The organism is Acidiphilium acidophilum (assembly GCF_033842475.1).
Classification (GTDB): Bacteria; Pseudomonadota; Alphaproteobacteria; order Acetobacterales; family Acetobacteraceae; genus Acidiphilium; species Acidiphilium acidophilum.
In genome coordinates, this window is the sequence record NZ_JAWXYB010000018.1 from 243954 (window position 1) to 268498 (window position 24545).

Here is a 24545-nt window from a genome sequence, read left to right on the forward strand (position 1 = left end):
CAGGCACCCTCTTTTTCCGCTTTCTCACCCCCCACCCCATGTGATTAATGAAGGGCGTGTCCAGCACCGCGCCCTCTCACCCCACCCACCCGATCGCCCACTTCCTCCGGATCCTGCGGGATCTCGCGATCACCGTGACGCGCCAGCCGCCCAGCCGCACCTTGTCGGAACATCTGCTCGAAACGCTGATCTGGCACCTCGAATATTTCATCTGCCGTCTGGTCCGGGCCGCCATCGCCCCCGACCGCGCCATGAAACCCCGCCCGAATCCCACCACCACCACCAACGCCCGCCGCCGCGTCGCCGATCGTCCGCCGGGCCCAATGATGCGCTGTACCGCCTGGCTGGTGCACCTCGCCCCGATCTACCTCCCGGAACTCGTCACCGAAATCGAAGCCGCCCGCACCGAACTCGCGATCCTGCTGTCAGACGGCACCGTGCAAACGCTCGCCACCGAAACCCCGAAAATCGGTCGCATCCTGCGCCCGCTCTGCCGCATGTTCGGCATCGAGCCGCCCGCCTGCCTCCGCCTGCCACTCCCGATCCGCAAACCACGGCCCCCGAAACCGCCGAAGCCGCGCCAACCCCGCGATTACGGGTTCACCCTGATCGGCTGCTGGGACGCGCTGGGCCTCCCGGCAACACCAACCCCGAAAAAAACCCGCTGATGCGCCCGGCCCCCGCACGTCCATATCATTACGATGTAATAACGAAACCGACGCCCCCGCTCACGAACCGGAGGTCGCCGCTGCCTTGCTCACGCTGGTCACCGAGGTGAACGGCACCGAAAGCGCCCCGAGATCGAGCGATACCGAATTCGTCCCGCTGGTCACACCCGTCGCGGTCCCGGTCACCGTGAACGGCAGCGCCGTGGCGGTGCCGGTACTGCCCTGGCCCATCACCGCAACATTATAGGCCCCATCCGGCACCGTCGTGCCCGTCGCATCCTGGCCGTTCCAGGTCCAGGTATTGCTGCCCTGGGTCGCATTGATCGCGGTATCCAGAATCTGCGTCCCCGCGCTGTTATAAACCGCAATCGCAACCGGCTCGGCAGCAGGGGCGGTGAAGCTCAGGCTCGCCTTGCCGTTCTGCAAGGGCAACTGGCTCGACGTCGCGCTGACCTGGCTGCCCAGCATCGAGCTCGCCTGGGTCAGATCGCCAGCCTGGGTCAGCTGGATCAACTGCCCCAGGCTGGTATTGGTGTTGATCTGCTGCTCAACGCTCGAAAACTGCACGAGTTCCGAGGTGAACTGGCTGGAATCCATCGGGCTGGTCGGGTCCTGATTCTGCAACTGAGTGGTCAGCATGGTCAGAAAATCATTGTAATTGCTCGACAGCGCCCCCAGCGCCCCCGTGCTGCCTGACGTGGCACTGCCCGAAGAACTGCTCGAAGCCGTCCCGCTTGCGGACGCCGAACCCGCCGAACCGCTACTGCCATTGGTCGTCGTCGTATTGGTCAACCCCGCAGCCGCGGCATTGGCCGCCGCGGTCAACTGGCTCTGCTGATAAGCGACACTGGCGATACTACCCGACATCGAAAAACTCCTTCATCAATCCACTGATTTCACGCAATGACATCAAGCCCGAATCGTTGCAGCCCCGCGCCCGCACCGAGCACCCCGGCCGCAATCACCGCAGCCGATGTCGCAACACCCTGACGGTCATAAACCTGCGCCGCCTCACCCGATCCGAACGAACCGGACGCCGCCCGCCGATCGCCCCCGCCCTGACCCGCCCCTCCACCAGGCAAAGCACTGCCCTGTCCGTACCAACCCTGGCTCCCCCCTTGGCCACCATTCTGTCCCGCCCCCCCCTGGCTCATGCCAAAAGACCCACCGCTCCCCCCGGTGCCCGACCCGCTCGCGTCCTGTCGCACCGGTTCGAGATGAAAACTCACACTCCGATGATCGAGCGCCACGCCTGCCTGGGTCAGCATCTGATCCAAAGCCGAATGATCGGTCTGCAGCGCCGCCAGCGTCGCCGGATGGGTCGCACCGATACTCACCGCCGTCCCCCCCGCCGCCATGGTATCGATCTGCACCGTCACCGTCCCGATTGCAGGTGGCGCCATCATGATCGTCAAACGGGTCCCGCCGGCCGCGCCGGACGCATCGGCCGGAATCGGCCCGCTGCCGACGAGAGCCGCCGCCACCTGCGTCGCCGCAGCACTCACAGGGCTGCTCGCCACCACCCCCGAACCCCCGGAACCCGCCGATGCCACCGCCTCGGTGCCAACCGCCAAACCCGGGGCGAGCGACCCGGCGGCCATCAATCCGGCGACATTGACCACTGTACCGGTCGGGGAGGCGGACGCCGTCACCGGCGGTGCATGGCCCGGCGTCCCGGCACCTTCTCCTGCCGGCACCGCATCGACAGCAGGTCCGGCAGTCGCCACCGCAGCGTGCGCCGCCAAGCCACCCGAAACGACCCCGCTGACCGGCGTCCCCGGAGCCTGAATCGTCAACCCGTCCAGCGATGAACCAATGGTAGTCGTCTTCGCCGCGTTTGCGGCCGCCCGACCAATATCCGCTTGTTGGCCAGTCCCGCTGCCCGTTAGCGCCGACGCCGTCGCTCCCCCGCCACCGCTCGACTCCGGCACCGAAACAACCGGCGCCTCCGCCACAGCCCCTCCTGGCGCCATGTTCAGACCCAATGGAACGGCGAGCGGTGGCACAATCGGCGGCGCGTCCCCCGGCGCCCCGCTCGCCACCGGCGGGGCAGGGGTGGCCGACGTCGCGGACCGCTTGGTCTTGTCCTTCACCGTGCTCTTGTCCGACCCGGTGCTGCCCGTCACGGAGGGCGCCTTCTCAGTCGCGGTGGCTCCGGCAGGATCAGCCGTTATCGCAACCGTGCCGACTTCAGCGGCGCTTGCCGTATCGGAACTCGCAACCCGACCGCCCTTAACCGAGGCGGCTTTCGGGACATCGGCAACTACCGCGCTCGCCGGTCCTGCAGCCGATACCCCTTTCGCGATCGACGAACCTGACCCGACGCGACCCGCCGCAGCCTGCGGCACGGCGACACTCAGCGCCTTCGCAAACCCGCCGCCAGCCTTTGTCACTGTCGCCGCAGGGGCCGCCACCGGCGCACCAGCACCGCCGTCCGGCGAGGAGGCCGCAACAACGACATTGCTGCCGGCAGGCGCCGCCGCAGATTGTCCGATCGAAGGCGCAGGTGAGATGCTCATGTCATCCGCTAATGCAAATCTCCTGCCAACGCCGATCCGGCTTCAACCGGCGCGCCAGCCCTCACCCCGCCTCCGAACCGGCAGAGTCTGCCGGGCACCATCCGTCCTGTCGGCACATTTTGCCGGGTTGTCCCTCATGCTGAAGGCCCGATTCCAGCGATTCTCTGATCCCGCAGCCTTGGCACACTTCCTGCTTAACTGGTTCGCCCCACCGGATGCGGCAACCCGGTGCACGGCGGCACCCATGGGGGCCGGATTGCGGTGCCGGAACGGACTGAACGCGTATTTCATCGGAGCATGAGGACAGGATGTCGATTTTCGGAGCGTTGGATACCTCGGTGAGCGGCATGCAGGCGCAATCGAGCGCCTTCACCAATATCAGCGACAATATCGCGAACAGCCAGACCACCGGCTACAAGGGAGTCGACACCAATTTCATCAATTACCTGGTGCAGAGCACGCCCACCTCGAACGGTGCGGATTCCGTCGTCGCGCACCCCGATTATACCAACACCGTGCAGGGCACCGTAACCCAGAGCACCGATCCTCTGGCGCTCGCCATCAGCGGTCAAGGTTATTTCGCCGTCAGCGAACCTACCTCCAACACCTCGACCAGCAGCACGAGCCAGGCGTTCCAGGCCCAGCAATATTTCACCCGCGCCGGCGATTTCTCGCTGAATAAGGAAGGCTATCTCGTCAACGGGTCCGGCGCCTATCTCAACGCCTGGCCGATCACGAACGGCACCGTCAACACATCGACCCTTGCGCCGATCCAGATCTCCGAAGGCGCGACCCCGCCGATCGCCACCGGCAACGTCACCATCGCCGCGGCGCTTCCGACCACCCCCGCAACCCCGACCTCGACCACGCCGGTCAGTACCCAGGTCGATGTCTACGATGCGCTCGGCAACATGCAGCAGCTCAGCCTGAACTGGACCCAGGGCACCGCAGCCAATAGTTGGAACCTCAACGTCACCTCGCCCAACGCCACCGCCAACCCGATCGCCTCGGCCACCATGGTCTTCGGCCCGACCGGTGCCGATACCGCCGCCGCGAGCGGCACCCTCAGTACCCTGAAGACCAGTACCGCCAATGCGAGCGCAACCCCCAACACCGATGGCAACGAGGCCACCCTGACGATCCCCGCCGATTTCGGCAGCGGCGCGCAACCGATCACCCTAAATTTCGGCACCTATGGCGGCACCGCCGGCCTGACCCAGTATGCCGGGACCAGTCTCAACCTCCAGGGCGCGACCCAGGATGGTTCGCCCCCCGGCAATTTCAGCAATCTTTCGATCGATACCCAGGGCAACATCACGGTGAATTACAGCAACGGCTTCTCGAAATCGGTCGCCCAGATCCCGATCGCGACATTCGATGCGCCGGATGCGCTGCAAAACCAGAGCGGTCAGCTCTACACCGCGAGCCAGGGCTCCGGCGCCGCGACGGTCAATGCGGTTGGCAGCAACGGCAGCAGTCTGGTCACCGGTTCGATCGAAAGCTCGAACGTCGATATCGCGACCCAGTTCACCAACCTGATCACCGCCCAGCAGGCCTATACCGCCAATTCCAAAGTCATCACCACGGCGCAGCAGCTCCTCCAGACCGTCGTGAACATGGTCCAGTAAATAAACCGAGCGTTAATCATTTCAGCGGATACTTCCCATCATGAGCATCGCATCCGGTCTGTCCATCGCCAATAGCGGCCTTGCTGCGATCGAGGCGCAACTCTCGGTCGTCTCGCAGAATGTCGCAAACGCCAACACCGCCGGCTATTCGGCCGAGTCGGTCTCCCTCACCGCCACCTCGGCGCAGGGGCTCGGCACCGGCGTCAGCGCCGGGCCGGCGATCCAGCTGGTCAACACCAGCATCCAATCCCAGCTCAACGCCTCGGTCGCCGATCAGTCGTTCCAGCAGACCACCGCTTCCGCACTCACCGGGATCGATCAGGTCATGGGTACCCCCGGTCAGGGCAACGATCTGTCGAGCCTGCTCGGCAATCTCCAGTCGGGGTTTACCACCCTGCTGAGCGATCCCGGCAATACCGTCCAGCAATCGGCGGTCGTCGGGACGGCGCAGAACCTGTCCAACCAGATCAACACCATCGCCAGCGCGCTGGGCAGCGCGGTCACGACCTCTCAGGGCAATGTGGTCGCCGGGATCAAATCCCTCAACGCGTCGCTCACCCAGGTCGGCACCCTCAACAACCAGATCATCAGCCTCGCCCAGCAAGGCAGGAGCACCGCGGATCTGCAGAACCAGCGCGATGCCCTCGTGCAGACCATTGCCGGGCTGACCGGCGCGAAATTGATCGCTCAGCCCACCGGCGCGATCGCGCTCTACACCCCGTCGGGCCTGCAGTTGCCGACCTCCGGCGCCCCACAGCTGAGCGTTTCCGGAACCGGGGCGGTGATGCTCGGCACCCGGAACGTGACCGCCAGTATCACCACAGGGTCGATCGGCGCCAACCTGGAGCTTGCATCGAGCACCTTGCCCGATCTCCAATCCGGTCTCGACAATGTCGCCGCCACCCTGGCCAACAGCTTCACCGCCTCAGGTCTGACCCTGTTCACGCCTGCGGGTGCCAGCGCCACGGCGGCATCCGGCTTTTCCAGCCAGATCACCGTCAATCCCGCCGTGACGCAAAATCCGGCTCTGATCCGCGACGGTACGCCGGCGAACGTCAATACGAGTGGTGATGCGGGGTTCACCGGCCTGATCGGCACCATCCTGTCCAATACCCTCAACGGCAGCACCGGCACTCTCGCCACCACGACCACCGGATTCACCGCTCAGGAAGCGTCGGTCAGCAGCGCGGCCCAAACCGCCAGTACCGCCGCCACGTCGCTCACCAGCGCGCTGACCACCCAGGCGTCCACCACCAGCGGCGTCAGCGTCGATCAGCAGATGGGCCTGCTAGTCACGTTACAGAACGCCTACGCGGCAAATGCAAAAGTCGTCAGCATCGCCCAGCAGATGTGGCAGACCGAGGAGGCGATGATCTCATGAGCGGTTCAATTTCCGGGCTGACCGGCGGCAGTTACGGGCTGATGCAGCAGCTGATCGCCGATTCCGGGGCGACCTACGCACGGCTCAGCCAACTCACCACCCAATCATCCACCGGATATGTCGCCGGCACTTATGCCGGGCTCGACAACGCAACGACCGGCTCGGCTGCCGGGGCGCTCTCGATCGCGCCACAGATCGCCGGGATCAATAACACGGTCTCCACGCTCAACGCGGTTGCCGGCCAGATGGGCGTGCAGCAATCCACGATCACCACGATCAGCCAGATCGCGACTGCGGCGCTGAGCCAGTTCCAGCAAGTCAACGCCATCAGTCCGCAGAGCATGACGACGGCGGCGGCCAGCGCCAGACAGGCGATGGTCCAGATTGCCGGGCTGCTCAATACCCAGGACGGATCGACCTATATCTTCGGCGGTCAGAACAGCGGCACCGCACCGGTCCCGAATGCGCCCGCCATCACGAGTTCCAGCTTTTTCACCGCGATCCAGAGCGCGGTATCGGGGCTTGCGACCAGTGGCGCGAGCGCGACCACCGCGGCGATATTCAGTGCCGCAAGCACCCGGAGCCCGTTCAACGCGCCGATCGGCACGAATACGCCCTTACCTCAGGTCGCAGGCGCTGACGGGGCCATGATCACGACCGGAATTTCGGCCACCGCGAATGCCTTCGTCCCATCCACCGGACCTGACACGACCGGGTCCTACATGGGTGACATCATGACCGCGCTGGCCACCATCGGCAGCATGAGTACTGCCGATGTCGGGACCTCGGGCTTTGCCGGCTTCGCGGCCACCACCGCGAATACGTTGAGCAGCGCTATCGGCACCATGGCCCAGGATGCCGGGGTCCTCGGCAACAACCAGGCCTCGCTCGCCACGCAATCGACCAACCTGCAAGCGACCTCCACCGCGCTCAGCACCCAGCTCGCCAGTTTCGATCAGGTCGACATGACCAGCACACTGGCCAACCTGTCATCGACGCAGACGCAGTTGCAGGCATCGTACCAACTCATCGCCGCGATGAAAACAATGTCCCTCACCCAGTATATTTGAGGGATTGTCTTCACCGGGCGTTAATCTGTTCGGCGCAATATACGCCATCCCCGCAAAATGCGGATCTACAGTTAAAATATATCCAAGGAAAATACCATGTCTGGTGTTATCAGCTCCGTCATCACCAACTCCGCCGCAATGGTTGCGGTCGAGTCGCTCAACTCGATCAACACAGCGTTGCAGACCACTCAAACGGCGGTTTCGACCGGTTACTCGGTCAATCAGGCGTCGGACAATGGTGCCGCCTACGCGGTCGCCCAGTCGATCCGCACCAATATTTCGGGCCTCACCGCCGCCAACCAGCAGCTCGGCGACACTCAGGGCCTGCTCGCGACCACCAACACTGCCCTGACTCAGGTTTCCGACCTGATGCAGAGCATGGATCAGACGCTCGTCAATTTGTCGAGCGGCACGTTGTCGAGCTCGCAGCGCACCCAGTATGCAGCGCAATTCTCCTCGCAGCTTTCGAACATCAAATCGTTCATCACTGGTGCCAGCTACAACGGCACGGCTTTGATCGGCAGCAGCACGGGCACCCTGACCCCCACTTCGGCCACATTCAAAACCGGCATCACTGTCTCGATCGACGCTTCGGGCAGTACGCTGGGAATCGCTGCGACCAGCCTGACGGCCGTTTACACCGCAATGAGTACCATCAACACCGGCCTCGCATCGGCGGCGTCCTCCACGGTCGGCAAATTCCTCTCGGCCACCGGCGGCTTCACCACGGCGGTCGCCTCGGTTGGGGGCTACATGAACACCTACGGTAATCTGACCAACCAGATCAACAGCCAGATCACCTACAACCAGAACAAGATGGATGCGTTGAGCAACGGGCTCGGCGCGCTGGTCGATGCCAACATGGCCGCCGAATCCGCCACGTTGCAATCGCTCCAGATCCAGCAGCAGCTGGCCACCTCCTCGCTTTCGATCGCGGATCAGTCGCCGTCGCTGCTGACCAAGCTCTTCCCGTAATCCAGTCCGCGTCTCCGGCCCGCCAGCGGCGGGTCGGAGCTCGTTTCATGAAAGCGCCAGGAAAATCCGATGTCGGTGTTGGTACTCGAACTGCGTCAGGGCGATGTCATGGTCCTCAACGGGGCACCGATCCGGTTCCGGACCAAGTCGCGGATCGAACTCACCGCCAAGGCGCGGTTCATGTTCGGCAAGCAGATCCTCCGCCCCGACGAAGTCGATTCGCCGGCGAAGCGGATCTATTTCGCCCTGCAGACCGCCTATATCGGCACCGAAGACGAACGCGCAGTCGCGCTCGTGCGCGCCCAATCCCTCATCGAGGAGTTCAAGGCGGCGACCACCTCGGCTCTCGCCCGCGAAATCCTTGACAAGGCCCTCGGCTTCGCCCGTGCCGATGATTGCTACGAAGCCCTGAAACTCGCGCGTCGGATCATGCGGCACGAAGCCGCTGTCCTGCAAGCCAACCAGTGATCAAAAAGGATCGAACATGTCTTCAACCTCCCGTGTTCTGAAAGCCTACGGTTCCGCCTCCGCCCTGCGCAGCCAGCGTGAGCAGGACGCCGAAATCTTCCGCCGCGTCAGCGCCGGACTGCGCTCGGTGTCCGACGAAATGAGCAAGGTCCGCGCGATCGCGGATGCACGGCGGCTCTGGCAGACCGTTCTCGCCGCCAACCACGATCCCCTCAACCCGCTGCCCGCGCCCCTGCGCGCCCAGATTATCGCGGTTGCCAACACAGCACTCCGCACCACCGATGATGCCCAGCCCAACCTGCCGTTCCTTGCCGAGATCGCCGATAATTTCGCGGCTGGTCTCAGCGGGCAGCGCTGACTGGTCGGCATCACAATGCATCATGCAATGACGGCCAGTTAGAGGAGGCGGCATCGTGTCGGTCAGCTTCACAGGATTGCCCACCAATCTCGCCAGCCTGTTCTCGCCCCTCTCGGCGACCGGGGCGAGTTCTGCTGCCAGCATCACCTCGATCCTGAACGCGGCCTACGCCGGCACCACCACGGCCGCGACCGGTGCCGCTTCGGAAAATCCGATCATTGCGTTGCAGATTGCGCAACGCAACCAGACTTCGGACGTCAAGGCCGAAACACTGCAACCCGCAGTCCAGCGTGACATCGCGGCGTTCACCAAAGCCGTGCAGACCGCCAAAACACCGCAGCAGCTCCTGTCCAATCCCACCGTGCTGACCGTGCTGCTGACCGCCAACGGACTTGGTTCCGATGCGAGCTATCCCGCCCTCGCACAGAAGGCGCTGATGTCCAACCCATCCGATCCCAACTCGCTTGCCAATCAGCTCTCGGGCAGCAATTCGCAATGGCTTTCAGCCGCTCAGACCTATCAGTTCGCGACCAAGGGGCTATCGATCATCCAGGACCCGAAAGTGCTCAGCACCATCACCAACGGCTATGCCGAAGTCCTCTGGCGACAGTCGCTCGACCAGCAGACCCCCGGCCTCTCCAACGCCCTCTACTTCATCCAGAACGCCAGCACCTTCACATCGGCCAACCAGATCCTCGGTGATTCCGTCGCGCGTTCGGTCGTCACCACGGCGCTCGGCATCCCTCAGCAGCTCGCCTACCAGCCGCTCAGCGCGCAACAGCAGGCCATCACCAGCCAGTTGACGATTTCGGATCTGCAGAACCCGAAATTCGTTCAGTCCTTCGCCGACCGTTATCTCGCCGTCATGCAATCCACCGCGCAGAGCAGTTCCGGATCGGCCTCCAGCCTCTCATCCCTCGCGGTCCAGTCTCAGGGACTGATCGCCTAACCCACGGTTAAAGGACATAAAACATGACCGCCGTTCCCCATCTCCAGGAAGCGACTCCCCCCGATTTCTCAACGACGCTGATCGAGCGCATCCGCAGCCTGATCGGGCGGGGCCAGTTCAACGCCGCATCCCTGCTGCTTCCCACGCTTGAGAAACTCGGGGTTCCGGCGGAACGGATATCGTTTCTGCGGGTGGAGATCGCGCTCGGTCGCGGTGATCAGGACGCGGCGCGCAGCGCGATCGATGCGGGCCTCGCCCGCGATCCGCACAGTGCCGATCTTCTCGTCCTGCGTGCCCGCTTCGCGCTCGCCAACCGCGATCTGGTCGGTGCGGCGCTTGCAGCGGCGGACGCGATCACCGCAGCACCCGATCATGGTGCCGCGAAATCACTTCTCGGTCAGGCTCTGCTGGCTCTCGGCCAGACCGAACAGGCCGTGATCTGCCTGCGCGAGGCCGCCGATGATCTGCCGGGGGATTTCGGCACGATCGAGGCGCTCACCACTGCAGCACCGCGCGAGGCCGTGGCAGCGATCCGTGAGTGGATCGCGGGTGGTCACGCCGGAACCCCGATCCGCAACCTTCTGATCAATGCGCTGCTCGCCGCCGGTGAAACCGAGATGGCGACGGCGGAAATTCGCACCCTGACCGCCGCCGGGCTCGGCGACGGCCAGACCAGCCTTCTCGCGGTCAAGGCCGCGATCGATGCGGAAAACTGGTCCGAAGCGACCACCCTGTTCAACGCCACCACCCGTCATCTGCCCCGTCATGCTTGATGCGGCGTCATCGCCCGCCGAACTCACCGACCCCACCGCGATTCTGACGCAGGCCATCCTGCTCGATCAGGAGGGGGAGGCGGCAACGGCCCGGGCGCTGATGCGCTCGGTTGCCGCACTCCGGCCCGATTGGGACGAACCCTGGCTGCGGATCGGCCAGAGCCTGCGCCGGGACGGCGCGCCGGATGAGGCCATCCGTGCCTATGACATGGCACTCGCCCGCAATCCGGCGCGGGTCGAGGCCTTGCTCGCGCGTAGCACGCTGGCTCTCGGCAATCAGGATCCGAGCGGCGCGGTCGACTTGCTGTGCCGCGCGACCACGATCGACCCGAACTGCCACGAAGCCTGGCACGCCCTGGGATACGCCTATTTCGCGCGACAGCTGCCCGAAGCGGCACTTCACGCGCTGGCCAATGCGGGCCGGTTGGCACCCGACTGTTTCCGCTATGCGTGCGATCTGACCGAACTTGCCGAACAGATCGGTCCATCCGTCGCCGTCACCGTGCCCGACTGGTCGGACGGCGTCGGCCTCGCGCTCGCGGGCCGCGCCGCCCGACGGCGTGGCGACCTCGACGAAGCGGTGGATACGCTTGAGGCCGCGTCGGCCCTGATGCCCGATGAGCCATGGGTGCTCAAGGAACTCGCCGATGTCTATCTCAGCGCGCTGCGGCCCGAAGCCGCCGAGCCGGTCCTGCGCGAGGCTCTCCGCCGGGAACCCGGTAACCTGACCCTCTTGAATGATCTCGGCGTGTGTCTCGGCCGCCAATACCGTTTCGGCGAGGCGGAGGCGGTGCTCAACCGCATGCGCGATACCGAGCAAATGTCTGCCGTCATGCTGTTCAACCGGGCGATGATGCGCGCCTCCGCGGGCGATCTCGCCGGGTCCTGCGCCGATATCGAAATCGCCAAGGGCCGCTCGACCGATGTGGTCGCGGCCCTGATCGCGGAATGCACCCTGCTGCCTTATCGTGGGGGCATGACTGCCGCCACGCTGCGCGACGCGATGACCCTGCTGGGCAACGCCTTGCCGCGGCCCGATCAACCGGCTGTGCACAGCCGAGCCGTCACGCAGGCCGATCGCGACCGGACGCTGCGGGTCGGGCTGCTCTCCAACACCTTGCGCCAGCACCCGGTCGGCTGGCTGACCTTCGCCGGATTTCAGGCGCTCGATCCGGCGGATTTCGCGCTGCATTGCTTCGGCAAGTACGACGAAAACGACCGGTTCGCGCAGGATTTCGCCCGCCATGTCGCTGCGTGGCATTCAATCGCAAGCCGCGACGATGCCGCGATCGCGGCACTGATCGCCGATCAGCAGATCGATATCCTGATCGACCTCAGCGGCTTCTGCGATGGCGGGCGCGTGGCGGTGCTGGCCCAGCGTGCAGCGCCGGTGCAGATGAAATGGGTCGGTTCGCAGGCCAGCACCACCGGGGTTGCCGAAATCGACTGGATGATCACCGATCGGTGGGAGACCCCGCCCGGCTTTGAGACCTTCTACACCGAAAATCTGCTCCGCCTCGCCGATGGCTATGTCTGTTACATGCCGCCCGCAGCCGCGCCCGAGGTCAGCGCCTTACCCGCTCTGGCCAATGCGCACATCACCTTCGGCTGCTTCAACAATCTCGCCAAGCTCACCGATGACACGCTGCGCCTCTGGGCCGCCGTGCTCGACCGTGTGCCCAACGCCCGTCTCACCCTGCGCTGTCCGCAATTCTCCGAGGCCAATGTGCGGGACCGGTTTCCTGGCCGCGCGCAGGCGCTCGGTATCGACCCGTCCCGCCTCACGCTCGAAGGTCGCGCTCCTCATCGGGAATTCATGGCGGCCTATCGCGGGGTGGATATCGCGCTCGACCCCTACCCCTATTCCGGCGGCCTCACCACGTGCGAGGCGATGTTCATGGGGGTGCCGGTGATCACCCTGGCGGGCGATTTCTTTGCTGCCCGCCACTCGGTCAGTCACCTCTCCAATGTCGGTCTGTGCGACTGCATCGCGACCACGCCGGAGACCTACATCGACCGTGCGGTTTCCCTCGCCGCCGACCTGCCTGCCTTGGCCCATCTGCGGGCCGATCTGCGCCGGCGCATGCTGGCCAGCCCCCTGTGCGACGCCCCGCGTTTCGGTCGGAGCCTCGGCACGGCGCTCCGAAGGGTCTGGCATGACCATTGCGACCACCACCTCGTCGCCCACGAACCGGAGCGGGCTTGATCCGTCGGGGCCGATGTGGTCCTGCACCTGCATGTCAGGTTTCACCGCACGGATCCGCCGCACCCGCCCGGCCGCCACCTTCGCCATGGCCGCCCGCGCCCGCGCCCTGCGTGCCGCCGGGCATGACGTGATCTCGCTCTCGATCGGCGAGCCCGACCTGCCGACCCCGGATCATGTGATCGCCGCCGCCCACGCGGCCGCTTGCGCGGGCGAAACGCGCTATCCGCCGATCGCCGGCACCGAAGCCTGCCGCGCCGCCGTCGCTCGTAAATTCACCCACGATCTGAACCGCCCGGTCGCGCCGAACCAGGTGCTGATCACCAACGGCGGCAAGCAGGCGATCTTCAACGCCGTGATGGCCCTGATCGAGCCGGGTAACACCGTGCTGATCCCGGCACCCTGCTGGGCCGGCTATATTCAGGTCGTCGAATTTGCCGGCGGCACGCCGGTTTTTCTGCCATGCAGCGCCTCATCGGGTTTCCGTCTCGACCCGGCCCGGCTCGAAGCCGCCATCACCCCGGCGAGCCGGCTGCTTCTGCTCAACTACCCGAACAACCCCTCCGGCGCGGTCGCCGATCCCGCCATGCTCGAAGCCATCGCCGGGGTGCTGCGCCGCCACCCGCATGTGCATGTCATCGCCGATGACATCTACGAACACCTGATCTTCGAGGGTGCCTATCACACGATCGCCGGCATCGCGCCGGACCTCGCGGATCGCATCGTCACGCTCAGCGGCGTATCGAAATCCTACGCGATGACCGGCTGGCGTCTCGGCTTCTGCACCGGTCCCGCCGACTGGCTCGCGGCGATGGGTCTGGTGCAGGGCACCGCCACCGCCGGTGTGTCCACCATCAGCCAGGCCGCCGCCGTCGCCGCGCTCGATGGCCCGCAGGACCTGCTGATCGAACGCCGCGCGATCTATCGCCATCGGCGCGACCTCGTTCTCGCCGGCCTCGCTGCCGCGCCGCATCTGACCTTCACCAGGCCGGACGGGGCATTCTACGCCTTCCCCTCGATCGCCGGGTTGCTGGGCCGGACCTCGCCGGCGGGCCGCCGCCTCGCCACGGATGACGATGTCGCCGATGCCCTGCTCGACGAAGCGCTGGTCGCCACCGTCCCCGGCTCGGCGTTCGCCATGCCCGGCCATATCAGGCTTTCCACGGCTGCGAGCGATGACGCGCTCACCCGGGCCTGCGCCCGCATCGCCCAATTCTGCGGCGCGGTAAAATGACCGGGGCGCCCTGCGAAATCATCGACGCGACCATCGATGATTTTGCAGCGCATCGTGCGTCATTCGCCGTCCTCTTTGAGCTTTGCGTCGCCGAAGGTCCGGCGCTCGGCTATCGAGCTCCTCTGACATCCACCCGCCGGGACGCAATCCTCGATTTACTGTCGCAGAGCCTCGCAACCGGCCAGGGCCGGCTTCTCCTCGCGCGGATCGATGATTGCGTCATCGGTAGCATCATGATCCTCGACGATCGTGAAACCGAACCGTATCTCGGCCAGATCGCCAAACTCATGGTCCATCCCGCCCACCGTCGGCAGGGTTTCGCAACCCGCCTGCTCGCCGCTGCCGAATCCGTCGCCGCCGCGATCGGCAAGACCCGGCTCTATTTGTTCACCGGGGATGACGGCACCGCCGCCGCCCTCTACGCCAGCAACCGCTACGAACTCTGCGGCCGCATCCCGGAAGGTGGCACAAGCGCCGAGGCCACCCGGATCGATGCGCTGATCTTCACCAAGGCCTTGATCCGCCCGGACCTTTAGCCACGTGAAGCGCCGGCTTGTTATCGAGCGAGGGATTCGTAGCGGAAAACACGTCGGTCAGGCCGAGACCGGGGCGATGCGCCATCGGACAGCTGCCGCAGGGCGTGCAGAACCGCCGCTCGCTCGCCCGCGTTCTGGCGTACCTGCCGGACGTTCGGCACCTTCGGTGATCTTCACCGCGTCCACCTGCCACAGGCTGAAGGCATTGACCGGCCCGCCTGATCAGGCCCTGACTTGACAATCCCGTATCGTCCCCGCCTAAAAACCACATCACGGAGATTGAATCTGCTTACAGTCAAGTACCGCCTGTTCGACCCCCGGCTCGCCCCGCGGCGTACCAAGCTCATGGTGCCGGGCTGGGGTGGTGAACCGCAGCCGCGCCGGGACGGGTCGCTGGAACAGGCATGGCACTGCATGCCGTTCGTCGAATCCGCCCAATATGGCATCGAGTTATTCTACCCTTACGACAATGAGCTGCATGTCACGCGCCGTGACGGCAAGGTCGTGCTCGAAGGCGACTTCGGCGACGCTCCTGACACCGGCCTGCAATGGCCGCCGTTCCGATCGTTCGGCGATGCCTATTACACTTATCAGCTGCTTCTGGACCTGATGGTGGAACCCGAAGTCGCGGTGCGGACCGAGCCGCACCCGCGATACTATACGAGCTTCGAGGACGACGTGCCGCTGGCGGTCCCGGCCCTGTTGCGAACGAGCTGGTGGCCGATGATCTCGTTCGTGGTTTTCAAGGCACCGCCGGAAGGCCGCACCCATGTCTTTCGCCCCGGCGAGCCGTTCATGCAACTGGTGATGCTGCCGGCCTCGCCGGATTTCACGCTGGTCGAGATGAACGAGGACGACGCGGCCGAACGGGAATTGCGCAGCCAGCGCATTCACGCGAGCCGCGAAACGCTGGGGGCGGACTCGCGATGGCTGTCATCGTCGGACACGGTGTTCGACGCGACGTATCGTCGGCTGCTGCGTGCCGCCATCGCGAAGTCGCGACAATCCTCCGACTGATCGACCCCGACCCACTCCGGGGTTCGCCACGCTCCCGCTCAGCGCTGCTGGTATCCGTGATGATGGTGGTGGTGATGATGGTGATGGTGATGATGGTGGTGGTGATGGTAGTAGGGGCCGGGATAGGGCGAGACCGGATAGGGATAGGCCGGTGGCGGCGGGGGAGGCGGCCCGTACTGGAACTGCAGATAGGCTTGGGCCAGCTCGATTTCCGGTTCCGGGCGTTGCCGCGCCGACTCTGCCTTCAGCAGGGCCGCCGCGTTCGGAATCGGTTCGAGCAGTGCCGCGTACGAGGCCGCGCTGACCGGCCCGGCGGTGCCCGGGTCCTGGGCTGCAGCAGCGCTGCCCGGGGTCGTGAAAGCCGCACCGGCGAGGGCGCCGAGCAGGCTCAATGCCATTTTGTCCATAGACTCCTCCAATCGACAGTCACGCATCTGTGCAATCGACCGCGGCAAATTTATGGCTCGACGATGCCGAAGATATGACCGGTTCGAAGACCCCTTACGAACCGCCGAACCAGTTATAGCCCTGTTTTTCCCAATAGCCGCTGGGAAACTGATTGGTCACGCCCAGCGCGACGATGGATTTGGCATTCTTGTAGCCGAGCTTGGTCGGTATCCGCAGGCGAACCGGGGCGCCGAAGGGAGCGGTCAGCGGCGCGCCGAGGAAATCCAGCGCAAGGATGGTCTGCGGTTGCAGGGCCGATGCCATGTCGATGCTCTCGAAATACCCGTCGGCGCATTGGAACGACACGTAGCGCGCCTTGAGATCGGCATTGATCAGGCGCAGAAAATCACCGAGCCGCACACCGCCCCATTGTCCGACGACGCGCCAGCCCTCGACGCAGATGAGCCGGGTGATCTGGCTTTCCTGCGTCATGGCCCGCAGCTGCGCCAGCCGCCAGGGTTGTTTGTTGCCGATCCGCCCGGTGAGGTTCAGCCGCCAGGTCGCGGGATCGACCTGCGGGGCGCGATCGATGCCGTAGAACGCGTTGAACCGGGGCGGCCGGGTGATCTGCGAGGGTTTGAACGTCGGGGCCAGGGTATTCGGATCGAACAGCGCCGCCTGAACCTCGTTGTTCCAGCCCGACATCAGGCGCAGGAACTCATCGGCGAGGTCGGGATGCCGGAGATTGTCGAAGTCGCAACCGGCCAGGGGCGTCAGGGCACCGAGGGCGAGGGCGCGGCCGAGCAGCTTGCGGCGGTCGAGAGTGAGCGGTTTCATGAATGAGCCTCCGGCAGGCGCCCGCCGGTGATCATCGGCGGCAGCACGCGCGGCACCAGGGCGACCAGCAGCACGTGCACCGCGATGAACCCGACGATCGCGGTCATGGCGATGAAATGGACGATCCGCGAGATGAAAAACCCACCGAACAGATCCGATAGCGGCCAGAGCTGCACCGGCTTCCACACGGCAAGTCCGGACAGCACCGCGAGGATGCCGGCGGCGATGACGCCGAGATAGAGCAGCCGCTGCACCGAATTGTACATGCCGACCTGATGCGGCAGGCGAAACCGCATCGCCGCCCAGATATCGTGGATCACGCCGCGCGGGGTGACCGGCAGCAATTTGCGGCGAAGATGGCCGGTGGCGAACCCCCAGACCAGATAGGCGAGCCCGTTGAGCATCAACAGCCAGATCGCCGCGAGATGCCAGGCGATCGCGCCGCCGAGCCATTGGCCGATCGTCGCCCATTGCGGAAAGCTGAACGGCAGGAACGGGGACGCGTCATAAATCTCCCACCCGCTGCCGATCAGGATGACGATGGCAAGGGCGTTGAGCCAGTGCATCACCCGCAGCGGCAGGGGATGGATCGGGATGCGTGGGTTCATGGCGTGTCTCCTCGGATCAGGGACGGTCCGGTCATGGACGATCCGGGGCAATTCATGCGCGCCGTTGCCATGGTGCGTCGAGGTATCGAAACGATGCTCAAACGGCATTGGCGCGGCGGCGGCTGTTGCGTCACATCATCGGGGCATCGGAAGGCCGGCCCGGTCGTCCGCAGATGCAAAACCCACCATCAAGGAGACCGCCATGAACCGCATTCTGCTCGCCACCACCCTCGCCCTCGGTGTTGCCGCTACCGGCATCGCCCATGCCCAGAGCACCGGCACGATGGCCAAGCCGGACACCATGAGCCACAGCACGATGAAGCATAGCGCGATGCAGCATCACGCCATGAAGCACGTCATGACCAAGCCCAACATGATGAAGCACAACGCCATGAATCATGACGCGATGAAGCACAGCACCATGAAGCACGATGCGATGAAGCACGACACGATGAGCCACACGGCACAGTAACCGCCAGCGTGTCCCGGCCGGCCGGTGTCATCCCGGCGGTCGGGCCCCCCATCGAACCGGAAGGGCGAGCTATGGCAGACCTGCGTAACGCGTTATGATCCGCCGATGAGCCTTCAGGACGAACTCGATGCCGAACGTGCCCGCCGCCTCGCCGATCAGGCGGTGCGGGCGGCATATGAGGAAACCGTGATCAGCCTGAACCGCAACGGTTTCATGTCCAACGTGCTGGCCGAAGAGGCGCAGTTTCCCGATTTCATGCTGCCGAATTCCGAGGGTCGGCTGGTGTCGCTGGCCGGGCTGCTGGCGCGCGGGCCGGTGATCGTCCAGTTCTTTCGCGGTGAATGGTGCCCCTATTGCCGGCTGATGCTCGATGCGCTGGTGGCCGCGCTGCCGGAGATCGAGGCTCTCGGTGCCACGTTGATCGCGCTCACACCCGATACCGGCCCGTGGGCGCATGACGCCAAGGCGAATCACGGTGCGGCGTTCGATGTGCTCTCGGATGTCGATTGCGGGGTGGGGCTTGCCGCCGGCGTCGTGTTCCGCCTGCTGCCGCTGTACAAGGCCCGCCTCGTCAGCGTCGGTCTCGAAATCCCCGAGCGGCATGGTAACGACGCATGGTTCCTGCCGATACCCGCGGTCTTTCTGCTCGATCGGAGCGGCAAGGTCGCCTGGCGCTTCGCCGATGTCGATTTCACCTATCGCGCCCCGCCCGAACGGATCATCGCCGCCCTCCGTCAACTCGCCGAGGCCGGTTGATCGCCGATGGAACTCAGCCAGGTCCGGTATTTCGTCACCCTCAGCCGCCTGTTGAATTTCACCCGTGCGGCCGAAGCCTGCAATGTCAGCCAGCCGGCGCTCACCCGGGCGATCCAGCGCCTCGAAGACGAACTGGGCGGCGCGCTGCTGTTTCGCGAACGCAACACGACCCAGCTGACCGAACTGGGGCGGAGCATGCTGCCGCATCTCGATGCGATGCTGATGGCCGCCGACAGTGCGGCATCGCTGGCCGATGCGCGGCGCCGCCAACCGGTCGCGAGTTTGAAGATCGGGCTGGCACCGGGGATCGGCTGCGGCGCGATCGCTTTCGCGATCGGGGAGGTTGCCGCGATCCTGCCCGATCTCATGATCCGCTTCGAGGAGGCCGCACCGGGCAGCCTGGTGGAGGCGATGCTCGCCGATATGCTCGACTGCGCCCTGCTGCCAGAGGATTGCGATCTGCCTGACCGGTTCAACCATTGGCCGCTCTATGAGGATCGGGCCGTCGCGGTACTGCCGGTGCACCATGCGCTGGCCGACCGTGCCAGCCTGACCGGGGACGATCTGCACGGCGAGACGCTGCTGCACGGCGAACGCTGCGGCGGGTTCGCGGCGAAGCTCGATCATCTGCAAACCGCCCGCTACCGCTTTCGCCGCTGCGATGGCGCCACCAGCCACCTGCTCGATCTGGTCGTCGCCGGAATCGGCGTGGCGCTGCTGTCCGAGCGCATCGCCCTGCCCGCACCGGTCACCGCCCGCCCGATCACCGATCCGGTGCTGACCCGCACGGTGCGGCTCGCGGTACTCGCGGGCCGCCCGCAGGAGCCTGCCGTTTCCGGGTTCATCAAGCTGTGCCGGGCGCGGCGCGGACATATCGGTGCGCCACGAACGGCATGACCGGCTTCGCGCCGGGTGCCGCTGGTCAACCGTCGCGGATTGGGCTGTTATCGCGGCATGAACGCCCATGTCGCAACCTTGGTCGCCCGATTGCAGGAGCAGCCTTCGCATACCGGATCGCTCGTGCTCACCCTGATGGGCGACGCCATCATGCCGCGTGGCGGCTCGGTCGCGCTCTCGACCATTCTCGATCTCTGCGCCGGGCTCGATATCGGCCCCGGCGTGGTCCGCACCGCCGTCTCACGCCTCGCCGCCGACGGCTGGCTGGTCGCCGAACGCCAGAGCCGTGCCAGTTTCTATGCCATCGGCCCCGACCGCCGGGGCGAATACGTCCGCGCCGCCCGCCATATTTTCGGACCGGCGCGCCATCCCCAGGTCGACCGCATGACGCTGATCCTGCTCGATCCCGGCGACTCCCGCGAATCGGTGCGCCACCGGCTGACGCGGCTCGGCTTCGTCGCCTGGCAGAATGTGATGATCGCGCCGGAACGCCCGCTGCCGCCCTCGGTCGCCGCCAGCGTCCTCGCGGTCACTGCCCAGGCCAATGCGGCGACCCTGCCGCGCCTTGCCGCCCGGGCCTGGCGGCTCGAATCCCTCGCCGGCCATTACGGCGGCTTCATCGAAACCTTCGGCCCGATCGCCCGCGCCGCACCCGAGCTCGAGCCGCGTGACGCCATCCTCACCCGGACCCTGCTGATCCACGATTACCGGCGGATCATGCTGCGCGACCCGCGCCTTCCCACCGCCTTCCTGCCGCCCGGCTGGATCGGCGATGGCGCCCGCCACCTCTGTGCTACCCTCTATGCGGCCCTGCGCCCCGCATCGGAACTCTGGCTCGATCGGGAAGCGATCACCCGCGCCGGGGGTCTGCCGCCGCCCGATTCATCGCTCGCTCATCGCTTCGCCGACGTCGCGCTCTGAGCCACGCGGCAACGCCCCCGCCAGAAACAGCTCGATCGCCCGCGCGATCCGCCGGTCGAGCGCGGCCTTGCCCGGGGCCTTGCCGATGCCGAGCAGCAGCTCGATGTGAATATTGCCGATCGTCATGCCATACAGCATCTGCGCCGCTTCTTCCGGATCGGCGATCGCGAGCCGCCCCTGATCGCGGAGGGCCGAAAAATACCCCTGCAATGCATCCCGGCATGGCTTGGCGCTCTCCCGGTCGAGCAGCCGCGACAGCGTCTTGCCATGGATATATTCGGCCATGATCAGCCGCAGCAGCGCCACCAGCGGCGGACTCAGCACGTGCTGCGCCCAGCCGCGCAACATATCGTGCAGCACATCCTCCATCCGCCGCCCTTCGGTCTCGACCGAGAACTCGAACGGCTTGCGATGCCGCGCGAGCAGGGCGGTGAACAACTCCTCCTTGGATTCGACGAGCTGATACAAGGTTCGCTTGGAGATCCGCGCTGCCGCCGCAACGTCGTCCATCGTTGCGGCATGGTAGCCCCGCTTGCAGAACACCCGCTCCGCCGCCGCGATCAACGCCTCGCGCCGCGCCGCCTCGCACACCGGCACCCGGTGCGCCCGGCCCGGCGAATGGTCCTCGATAGTTGCGGCGGGCAATCCCATGAAGTGGTGTCCTGGACGATCTCGCGAACGGCGATTGGTGGAGCCGGTCTTGGCGAACCCTTCACACATCGCAGAGACCCCCCCCGATTTCAAGCGGCTGGCGGCGGCACGGGATGCAAGTCGTCAAGGATAGGGGGAAGACTTCTTTTTGTGAACAAAAAGAAGCAAAAAAATTCGCTCCACCGGGACTATGCATGAGAAACGCCCGTGCCCCCCGGCAGAAAGTTTTTTGCTTCTTTTTTACAAAAAAGAAGCGCTTCCCTCGCTTGCTTCCTCTCGCTCCGGCCTTGCGTTCACGACCGCTTGACGGCTCCCCGGAAAACTCGGTAGTTTCCTCTCAGCACTTCAGGAGGCTGAGCCGCGCAGATGCTGGGACCCCGTTTCCGGGCCGAACATAGCCATGCGCGTCACAAGTATCATACGGCATGATCGAAATCCCCCCCACGTCGCGGCGCGCCATGCGCCTTGCGTCCCGCCTGCTCACCACGATCGGCGGGGCCGCGCTGCTCGCCGGCTGCGCGGTCGGGCCGAATTTTCATCGCCCGCCTGCGCCGGTGGTGAGCGGCTACACCGAGGCACCGCTGCCGGCCCGCACGGTCGGGGCCGCCGGCGGCGCGCAGCATCTCGTGGTCGGGGCGCGGATCGAGGGGGAATGGTGGAACCTGTTTCATTCGCCGCAGCTCGATCGGCTGATTGCGACGGCGCTGACCAACAACCCCAGCCTGCTCGCCGCCCAGAACGCGCTTCTTGCCGCGCGTGACACCACCCGCGCCGAGCAGGGGTCGTTCTTTCCCTCGCTCAGCGGCAGTTTCCAATCGACCCGCGAACGCAGCCCGTTCGGCCTTACCGGCTCTACGGCCGCCAGCACCGGAAGTTCGCCGTTCACCCTGCTGAATACCAGCGTTTCGGTGTCCTACGCGCCGGATATTTTCGGCGGCGTCCGCCGTCAGGTCGAGGATCTTCGCGCCCAGGCCGAGGATCAGCGTTTCGCCCTCGAAGCCACCTACCTGTCACTCACCGCCAACATCGTGACCGCCGCGGTCACCGATGCCTCGCTGGTCGAACAGATCAAGGCGACCGACCAGATCATCGCCGCCGAGGAAAAGGTGCTGCGGGTGCTCCATGCGCAGGTGGCCCTCGGCGGCATTCCGGCCGCGAACGAACTGACCCAGGAAAGCCAGCTCGCCCAGACCCGCGCGACCCTGCCGCCGCTGCAGAGCCAACTCGCCCAGGAGCGCAACCAGCTCGCCGCCTATGAAGGCGTGCTGCCGAGCCAGTTCCACCTCGCCAATTTCAACCTCGCCGATCTCGCCTTGCCGCACGCTTTGCCGCTCAGCCTGCCCTCCGAACTGGTGCGCCAGCGCCCGGATATCCGCGAAGCCGCCGCCGTGCTGCACGAGGATACCGCGCTGGTCGGGGTCGCGACCGCCAACATGCTGCCCCAGATCACCTTGAGCGGCAGCGTCGGCCACGAAGCCCTTACCGCCGCCTCGCTGTTCACGCCGCAGACCCTGCTCTGGAGCCTCGCCTCGGGCATCACCCAGCCGCTGTTCCAGGGCGGCACCCTGCTCTACAAACGCCGCGCCGCCCTCGCCACCATGCGCGAGGCCGCCGCAAATTATCAGAACACCGTGGTGCTGGCGTTCCAGAACGTGTCGGACACGCTGCTCGCCCTGAATTACGACGCCTCGACCCTCGCAGCCGACCAGACCTACGAGCATTCGGCGAAACAGGCGCTCGCGGTCGTCGAGAACCAGTACCGTCTCGGCGGCGCGCCCTACACCTCCGTCCTCACCGCCGAGCAGACCTATGAAACCGCCGTCATCGCGCGGATCAAGGCAAGCGCGCAGCGCTATGCCGATACCGCCGCCCTGTTCCAGGCCCTCGGCGGCGGCTGGTGGAACCGCCAGGATGTTGCGAAAGACGTACAAAATTGCTGTGGAGTTCTCCCATGACCGCGCAGGACCTTGAGCCGACATCGACCGGCCCGCTCGAACCGAAACCCGCGCCGGTCCGCGTCGTCGGCGCCAGGCCGCCGCGCCGCCCTTCGGTCACGCTGCGCATGATCATCATGCTCATCCTGGTCGGCATCGTGCTGTTCCTGATCTTCGGGTTCGGTGCCTTCCGCACCATCATGATCGGGAAATTCCTTGCCACCCTGAAAAACCCGCCGCAGACGGTCGCGACCATGGTGGCGAAGGCGTCCAGCTTCCAGCCCGAACAGAATTCCACCGGCACGCTGATCGCCGAACAGGGCGCCAATCTGTCCGCCGAGGTCGCCGGCATCGTCGATACCATCAGTTTCAAATCCGGCCAGAACGTCAAGAAGGGCCAGGTTTTGCTCACTTTGCGCCCGAATAACGATCAGGCCCTGCTCGCCCAGTTGCGCGCCACCGCCTCGCTCGATCAGGTCACCTACCAGCGCGACCTCGCCCAGTACCGTGCCCAGGCGGTCAGTATGCAGACCGTCGATACCGATCGCGCCAACCTCGCCAGCGCCCAGGCCAACGTGAACAGCCAGCTCGCCCTGATGGCGGAAAAAACCGTCAAGGCGCCGTTCTCCGGTCGTATCGGTATCCGCGCGGTCGATCTCGGCGAATATCTCGCCGCCGGCACCACCATCGCCTCGCTGCAGAAACTCAACCCGATCGACATCGATTTCTACCTGCCCCAGGCCGCCCTGCGCACCATCCGGCCCGGCATGGCGGTGCAGGTCACGATCGAGTCCTTCGGCACCACCCCGTTCGACGGCAAGATCATCGCGATCGACTCGGCGGTGAGCGCCACGACGCGCATGATCCAGATCCGCGCCCAACTGACCAACCCGCATGACGAACTCCGCCCCGGCATGTTCGCCCGCGTCGCCATCGCGGTCGGCGCGCCCGAACAGGTGGTCACCCTGCCGCAGACCGCGATCGCCTATAACTCGTTCGGCGACACCGTGTTTATCGTCAAACGTGACAAATCCACCCCGGCCTCGACCACGAAGCCCGCCCCCAAGACCAAGCCGGGCAAGACCGCCCCGCCCAAGGCGACCCACTATGTCGAGCAGGTCTTCGTCACCCTCGGCCAGACCCGGGGCGATCAGGTCGCGATCCTCAAGGGTGTTTCGCCCGGCGATCAGGTCGTCGTCGCCGGTCAGGTCAAGCTGCTGAACAAATCACCGGTGATCATCGACAACAAGATCATGCCCTCGGATTCGCCCGATCCCGTCGTGCCGAACGAGTGATCCGAGAT

At 65.5% G+C, this 24545-nt stretch carries 25 protein-coding genes; 19 read left to right on the forward strand and 6 right to left on the reverse strand.

Going from position 1 to position 24545, the window contains the following annotated elements:
- Positions 1–56: 56 nt before the first annotated feature.
- Positions 57–668 (forward strand): hypothetical protein, encoded by a 612-nt coding sequence (locus SIL87_RS03790; RefSeq protein WP_319612878.1) that lies wholly within the window; start codon positions 57–59, stop codon positions 666–668.
- A gap of 60 nt (positions 669–728) precedes the next feature.
- Here the strand turns inward: SIL87_RS03790 and SIL87_RS03795 are convergent, their stop codons facing one another.
- Positions 729–1535, reverse strand: a complete 807-nt coding sequence (locus tag SIL87_RS03795; protein WP_319612879.1) for a flagellar hook assembly protein FlgD — start codon at positions 1533–1535, stop codon at positions 729–731.
- A 29-nt stretch (positions 1536–1564) separates the two neighbouring features.
- On the reverse strand, positions 1565–3187 hold the full coding sequence (locus SIL87_RS03800) for a flagellar hook-length control protein FliK (RefSeq protein WP_319612880.1): 1623 nt from the start codon (positions 3185–3187) through the stop codon (positions 1565–1567).
- A 308-nt stretch (positions 3188–3495) separates the two neighbouring features.
- Here SIL87_RS03800 and flgE point away from each other — a divergent pair, with 308 nt between their 5' ends.
- The 12 genes from flgE (at position 3496) to SIL87_RS03860 (ending at position 15779) form a co-directional block, all read left to right on the forward strand.
- Positions 3496–4815 carry a flagellar hook protein FlgE gene (gene flgE, locus SIL87_RS03805; protein WP_319612881.1) on the forward strand — a complete coding sequence of 440 codons (1320 nt, stop codon included), beginning with the start codon at positions 3496–3498 and terminating at the stop codon, positions 4813–4815.
- 40 nt (positions 4816–4855) lie between these two features.
- A complete protein-coding gene (flgK, locus tag SIL87_RS03810) occupies positions 4856–6196 on the forward strand; it encodes a flagellar hook-associated protein FlgK (RefSeq protein ID WP_319612882.1) in 1341 nt (446 codons plus the stop codon).
- Positions 6193–7266, forward strand: coding sequence for a flagellin (locus SIL87_RS03815; RefSeq protein ID WP_319612883.1), 1074 nt, complete (start codon positions 6193–6195; stop codon positions 7264–7266). The genes flgK and SIL87_RS03815 overlap by 4 nt, the downstream gene beginning before the upstream one ends.
- 96 nt (positions 7267–7362) lie before the next feature.
- Positions 7363–8241, forward strand: coding sequence for a flagellin (locus SIL87_RS03820; RefSeq protein WP_319612884.1), 879 nt, complete (start codon positions 7363–7365; stop codon positions 8239–8241).
- Between the two features lie 69 nt (positions 8242–8310).
- Entirely contained in the window at positions 8311–8709 is a 399-nt protein-coding gene (locus tag SIL87_RS03825) for a flagellar biosynthesis repressor FlbT (RefSeq protein WP_319612885.1), read from the forward strand.
- A 16-nt stretch (positions 8710–8725) separates the two neighbouring features.
- Positions 8726–9067, forward strand: a complete 342-nt coding sequence (locus SIL87_RS03830; protein ID WP_319612886.1) for a flagellar biosynthesis regulator FlaF — start codon at positions 8726–8728, stop codon at positions 9065–9067.
- Positions 9068–9122: 55 nt separating this feature from the next.
- Positions 9123–10016: a DUF1217 domain-containing protein gene (locus SIL87_RS03835; RefSeq protein ID WP_319612887.1), complete on the forward strand. Its 894-nt coding sequence runs from the start codon at positions 9123–9125 to the stop codon at positions 10014–10016.
- Between the two features lie 23 nt (positions 10017–10039).
- Entirely contained in the window at positions 10040–10789 is a 750-nt protein-coding gene (locus SIL87_RS03840; protein WP_319612888.1) for a tetratricopeptide repeat protein, read from the forward strand.
- A complete protein-coding gene (locus SIL87_RS03845; RefSeq protein ID WP_319612889.1) occupies positions 10782–12995 on the forward strand; it encodes an O-linked N-acetylglucosamine transferase, SPINDLY family protein in 2214 nt (737 codons plus the stop codon). The genes SIL87_RS03840 and SIL87_RS03845 overlap by 8 nt, the downstream gene beginning before the upstream one ends.
- A gap of 31 nt (positions 12996–13026) precedes the next feature.
- Complete coding sequence (locus SIL87_RS03850; protein ID WP_319615899.1) at positions 13027–14226, forward strand: pyridoxal phosphate-dependent aminotransferase; 1200 nt, start codon at positions 13027–13029, stop codon at positions 14224–14226.
- Positions 14223–14762, forward strand: a complete 540-nt coding sequence (locus tag SIL87_RS03855; protein ID WP_319612890.1) for a GNAT family N-acetyltransferase — start codon at positions 14223–14225, stop codon at positions 14760–14762. Before SIL87_RS03850 ends, SIL87_RS03855 begins: the two co-directional genes overlap by 4 nt.
- A 279-nt stretch (positions 14763–15041) precedes the next feature.
- Positions 15042–15779: a hypothetical protein gene (locus SIL87_RS03860; RefSeq protein ID WP_319612891.1), complete on the forward strand. Its 738-nt coding sequence runs from the start codon at positions 15042–15044 to the stop codon at positions 15777–15779.
- Positions 15780–15817: 38 nt separating this feature from the next.
- On the opposite strand, the gene SIL87_RS03865 is transcribed toward SIL87_RS03860, so the two are convergent.
- The 3 genes from SIL87_RS03865 to SIL87_RS03875 form a co-directional block, all read right to left on the reverse strand.
- Positions 15818–16186 (reverse strand): hypothetical protein, encoded by a 369-nt coding sequence (locus SIL87_RS03865; protein WP_319612892.1) that lies wholly within the window; start codon positions 16184–16186, stop codon positions 15818–15820.
- A 94-nt stretch (positions 16187–16280) separates the two neighbouring features.
- Complete coding sequence (locus SIL87_RS03870; RefSeq protein WP_319612893.1) at positions 16281–17003, reverse strand: molybdopterin-dependent oxidoreductase; 723 nt, start codon at positions 17001–17003, stop codon at positions 16281–16283.
- The gene (locus tag SIL87_RS03875) at positions 17000–17611 is read right to left on the reverse strand and encodes a cytochrome b/b6 domain-containing protein (RefSeq protein WP_319612894.1); all 612 of its coding nucleotides are present in this window, start codon (positions 17609–17611) and stop codon (positions 17000–17002) included. The genes SIL87_RS03870 and SIL87_RS03875 overlap by 4 nt, the downstream gene beginning before the upstream one ends.
- Positions 17612–17813: 202 nt before the next feature.
- Here SIL87_RS03875 and SIL87_RS03880 point away from each other — a divergent pair, with 202 nt between their 5' ends.
- From SIL87_RS03880 to SIL87_RS03895, 4 genes are all read left to right on the forward strand, one after another.
- Entirely contained in the window at positions 17814–18083 is a 270-nt protein-coding gene (locus SIL87_RS03880) for a hypothetical protein (RefSeq protein WP_319612895.1), read from the forward strand.
- Positions 18084–18188: 105 nt separating this feature from the next.
- Entirely contained in the window at positions 18189–18839 is a 651-nt protein-coding gene (locus SIL87_RS03885) for a peroxiredoxin-like family protein (protein WP_319612896.1), read from the forward strand.
- Between the two features lie 6 nt (positions 18840–18845).
- Positions 18846–19736, forward strand: a complete 891-nt coding sequence (locus SIL87_RS03890; protein ID WP_319612897.1) for a LysR family transcriptional regulator — start codon at positions 18846–18848, stop codon at positions 19734–19736.
- A gap of 57 nt (positions 19737–19793) precedes the next feature.
- Positions 19794–20657, forward strand: coding sequence for a PaaX family transcriptional regulator C-terminal domain-containing protein (locus SIL87_RS03895; RefSeq protein ID WP_319612898.1), 864 nt, complete (start codon positions 19794–19796; stop codon positions 20655–20657).
- On the opposite strand, the gene SIL87_RS03900 is transcribed toward SIL87_RS03895, so the two are convergent.
- Positions 20619–21308, reverse strand: coding sequence for a TetR/AcrR family transcriptional regulator (locus SIL87_RS03900; protein ID WP_319612899.1), 690 nt, complete (start codon positions 21306–21308; stop codon positions 20619–20621). The two genes, SIL87_RS03895 and SIL87_RS03900, sit on opposite strands and share 39 nt — an antisense overlap.
- A 425-nt stretch (positions 21309–21733) precedes the next feature.
- Here SIL87_RS03900 and SIL87_RS03905 point away from each other — a divergent pair, with 425 nt between their 5' ends.
- Both SIL87_RS03905 and SIL87_RS03910 read left to right on the forward strand, forming a co-directional pair.
- Positions 21734–23263 carry an efflux transporter outer membrane subunit gene (locus tag SIL87_RS03905; protein WP_319612900.1) on the forward strand — a complete coding sequence of 510 codons (1530 nt, stop codon included), beginning with the start codon at positions 21734–21736 and terminating at the stop codon, positions 23261–23263.
- Positions 23260–24537 carry an efflux RND transporter periplasmic adaptor subunit gene (locus tag SIL87_RS03910; protein WP_319612901.1) on the forward strand — a complete coding sequence of 426 codons (1278 nt, stop codon included), beginning with the start codon at positions 23260–23262 and terminating at the stop codon, positions 24535–24537. The genes SIL87_RS03905 and SIL87_RS03910 overlap by 4 nt, the downstream gene beginning before the upstream one ends.
- Positions 24538–24545 lie beyond the last annotated feature (8 nt).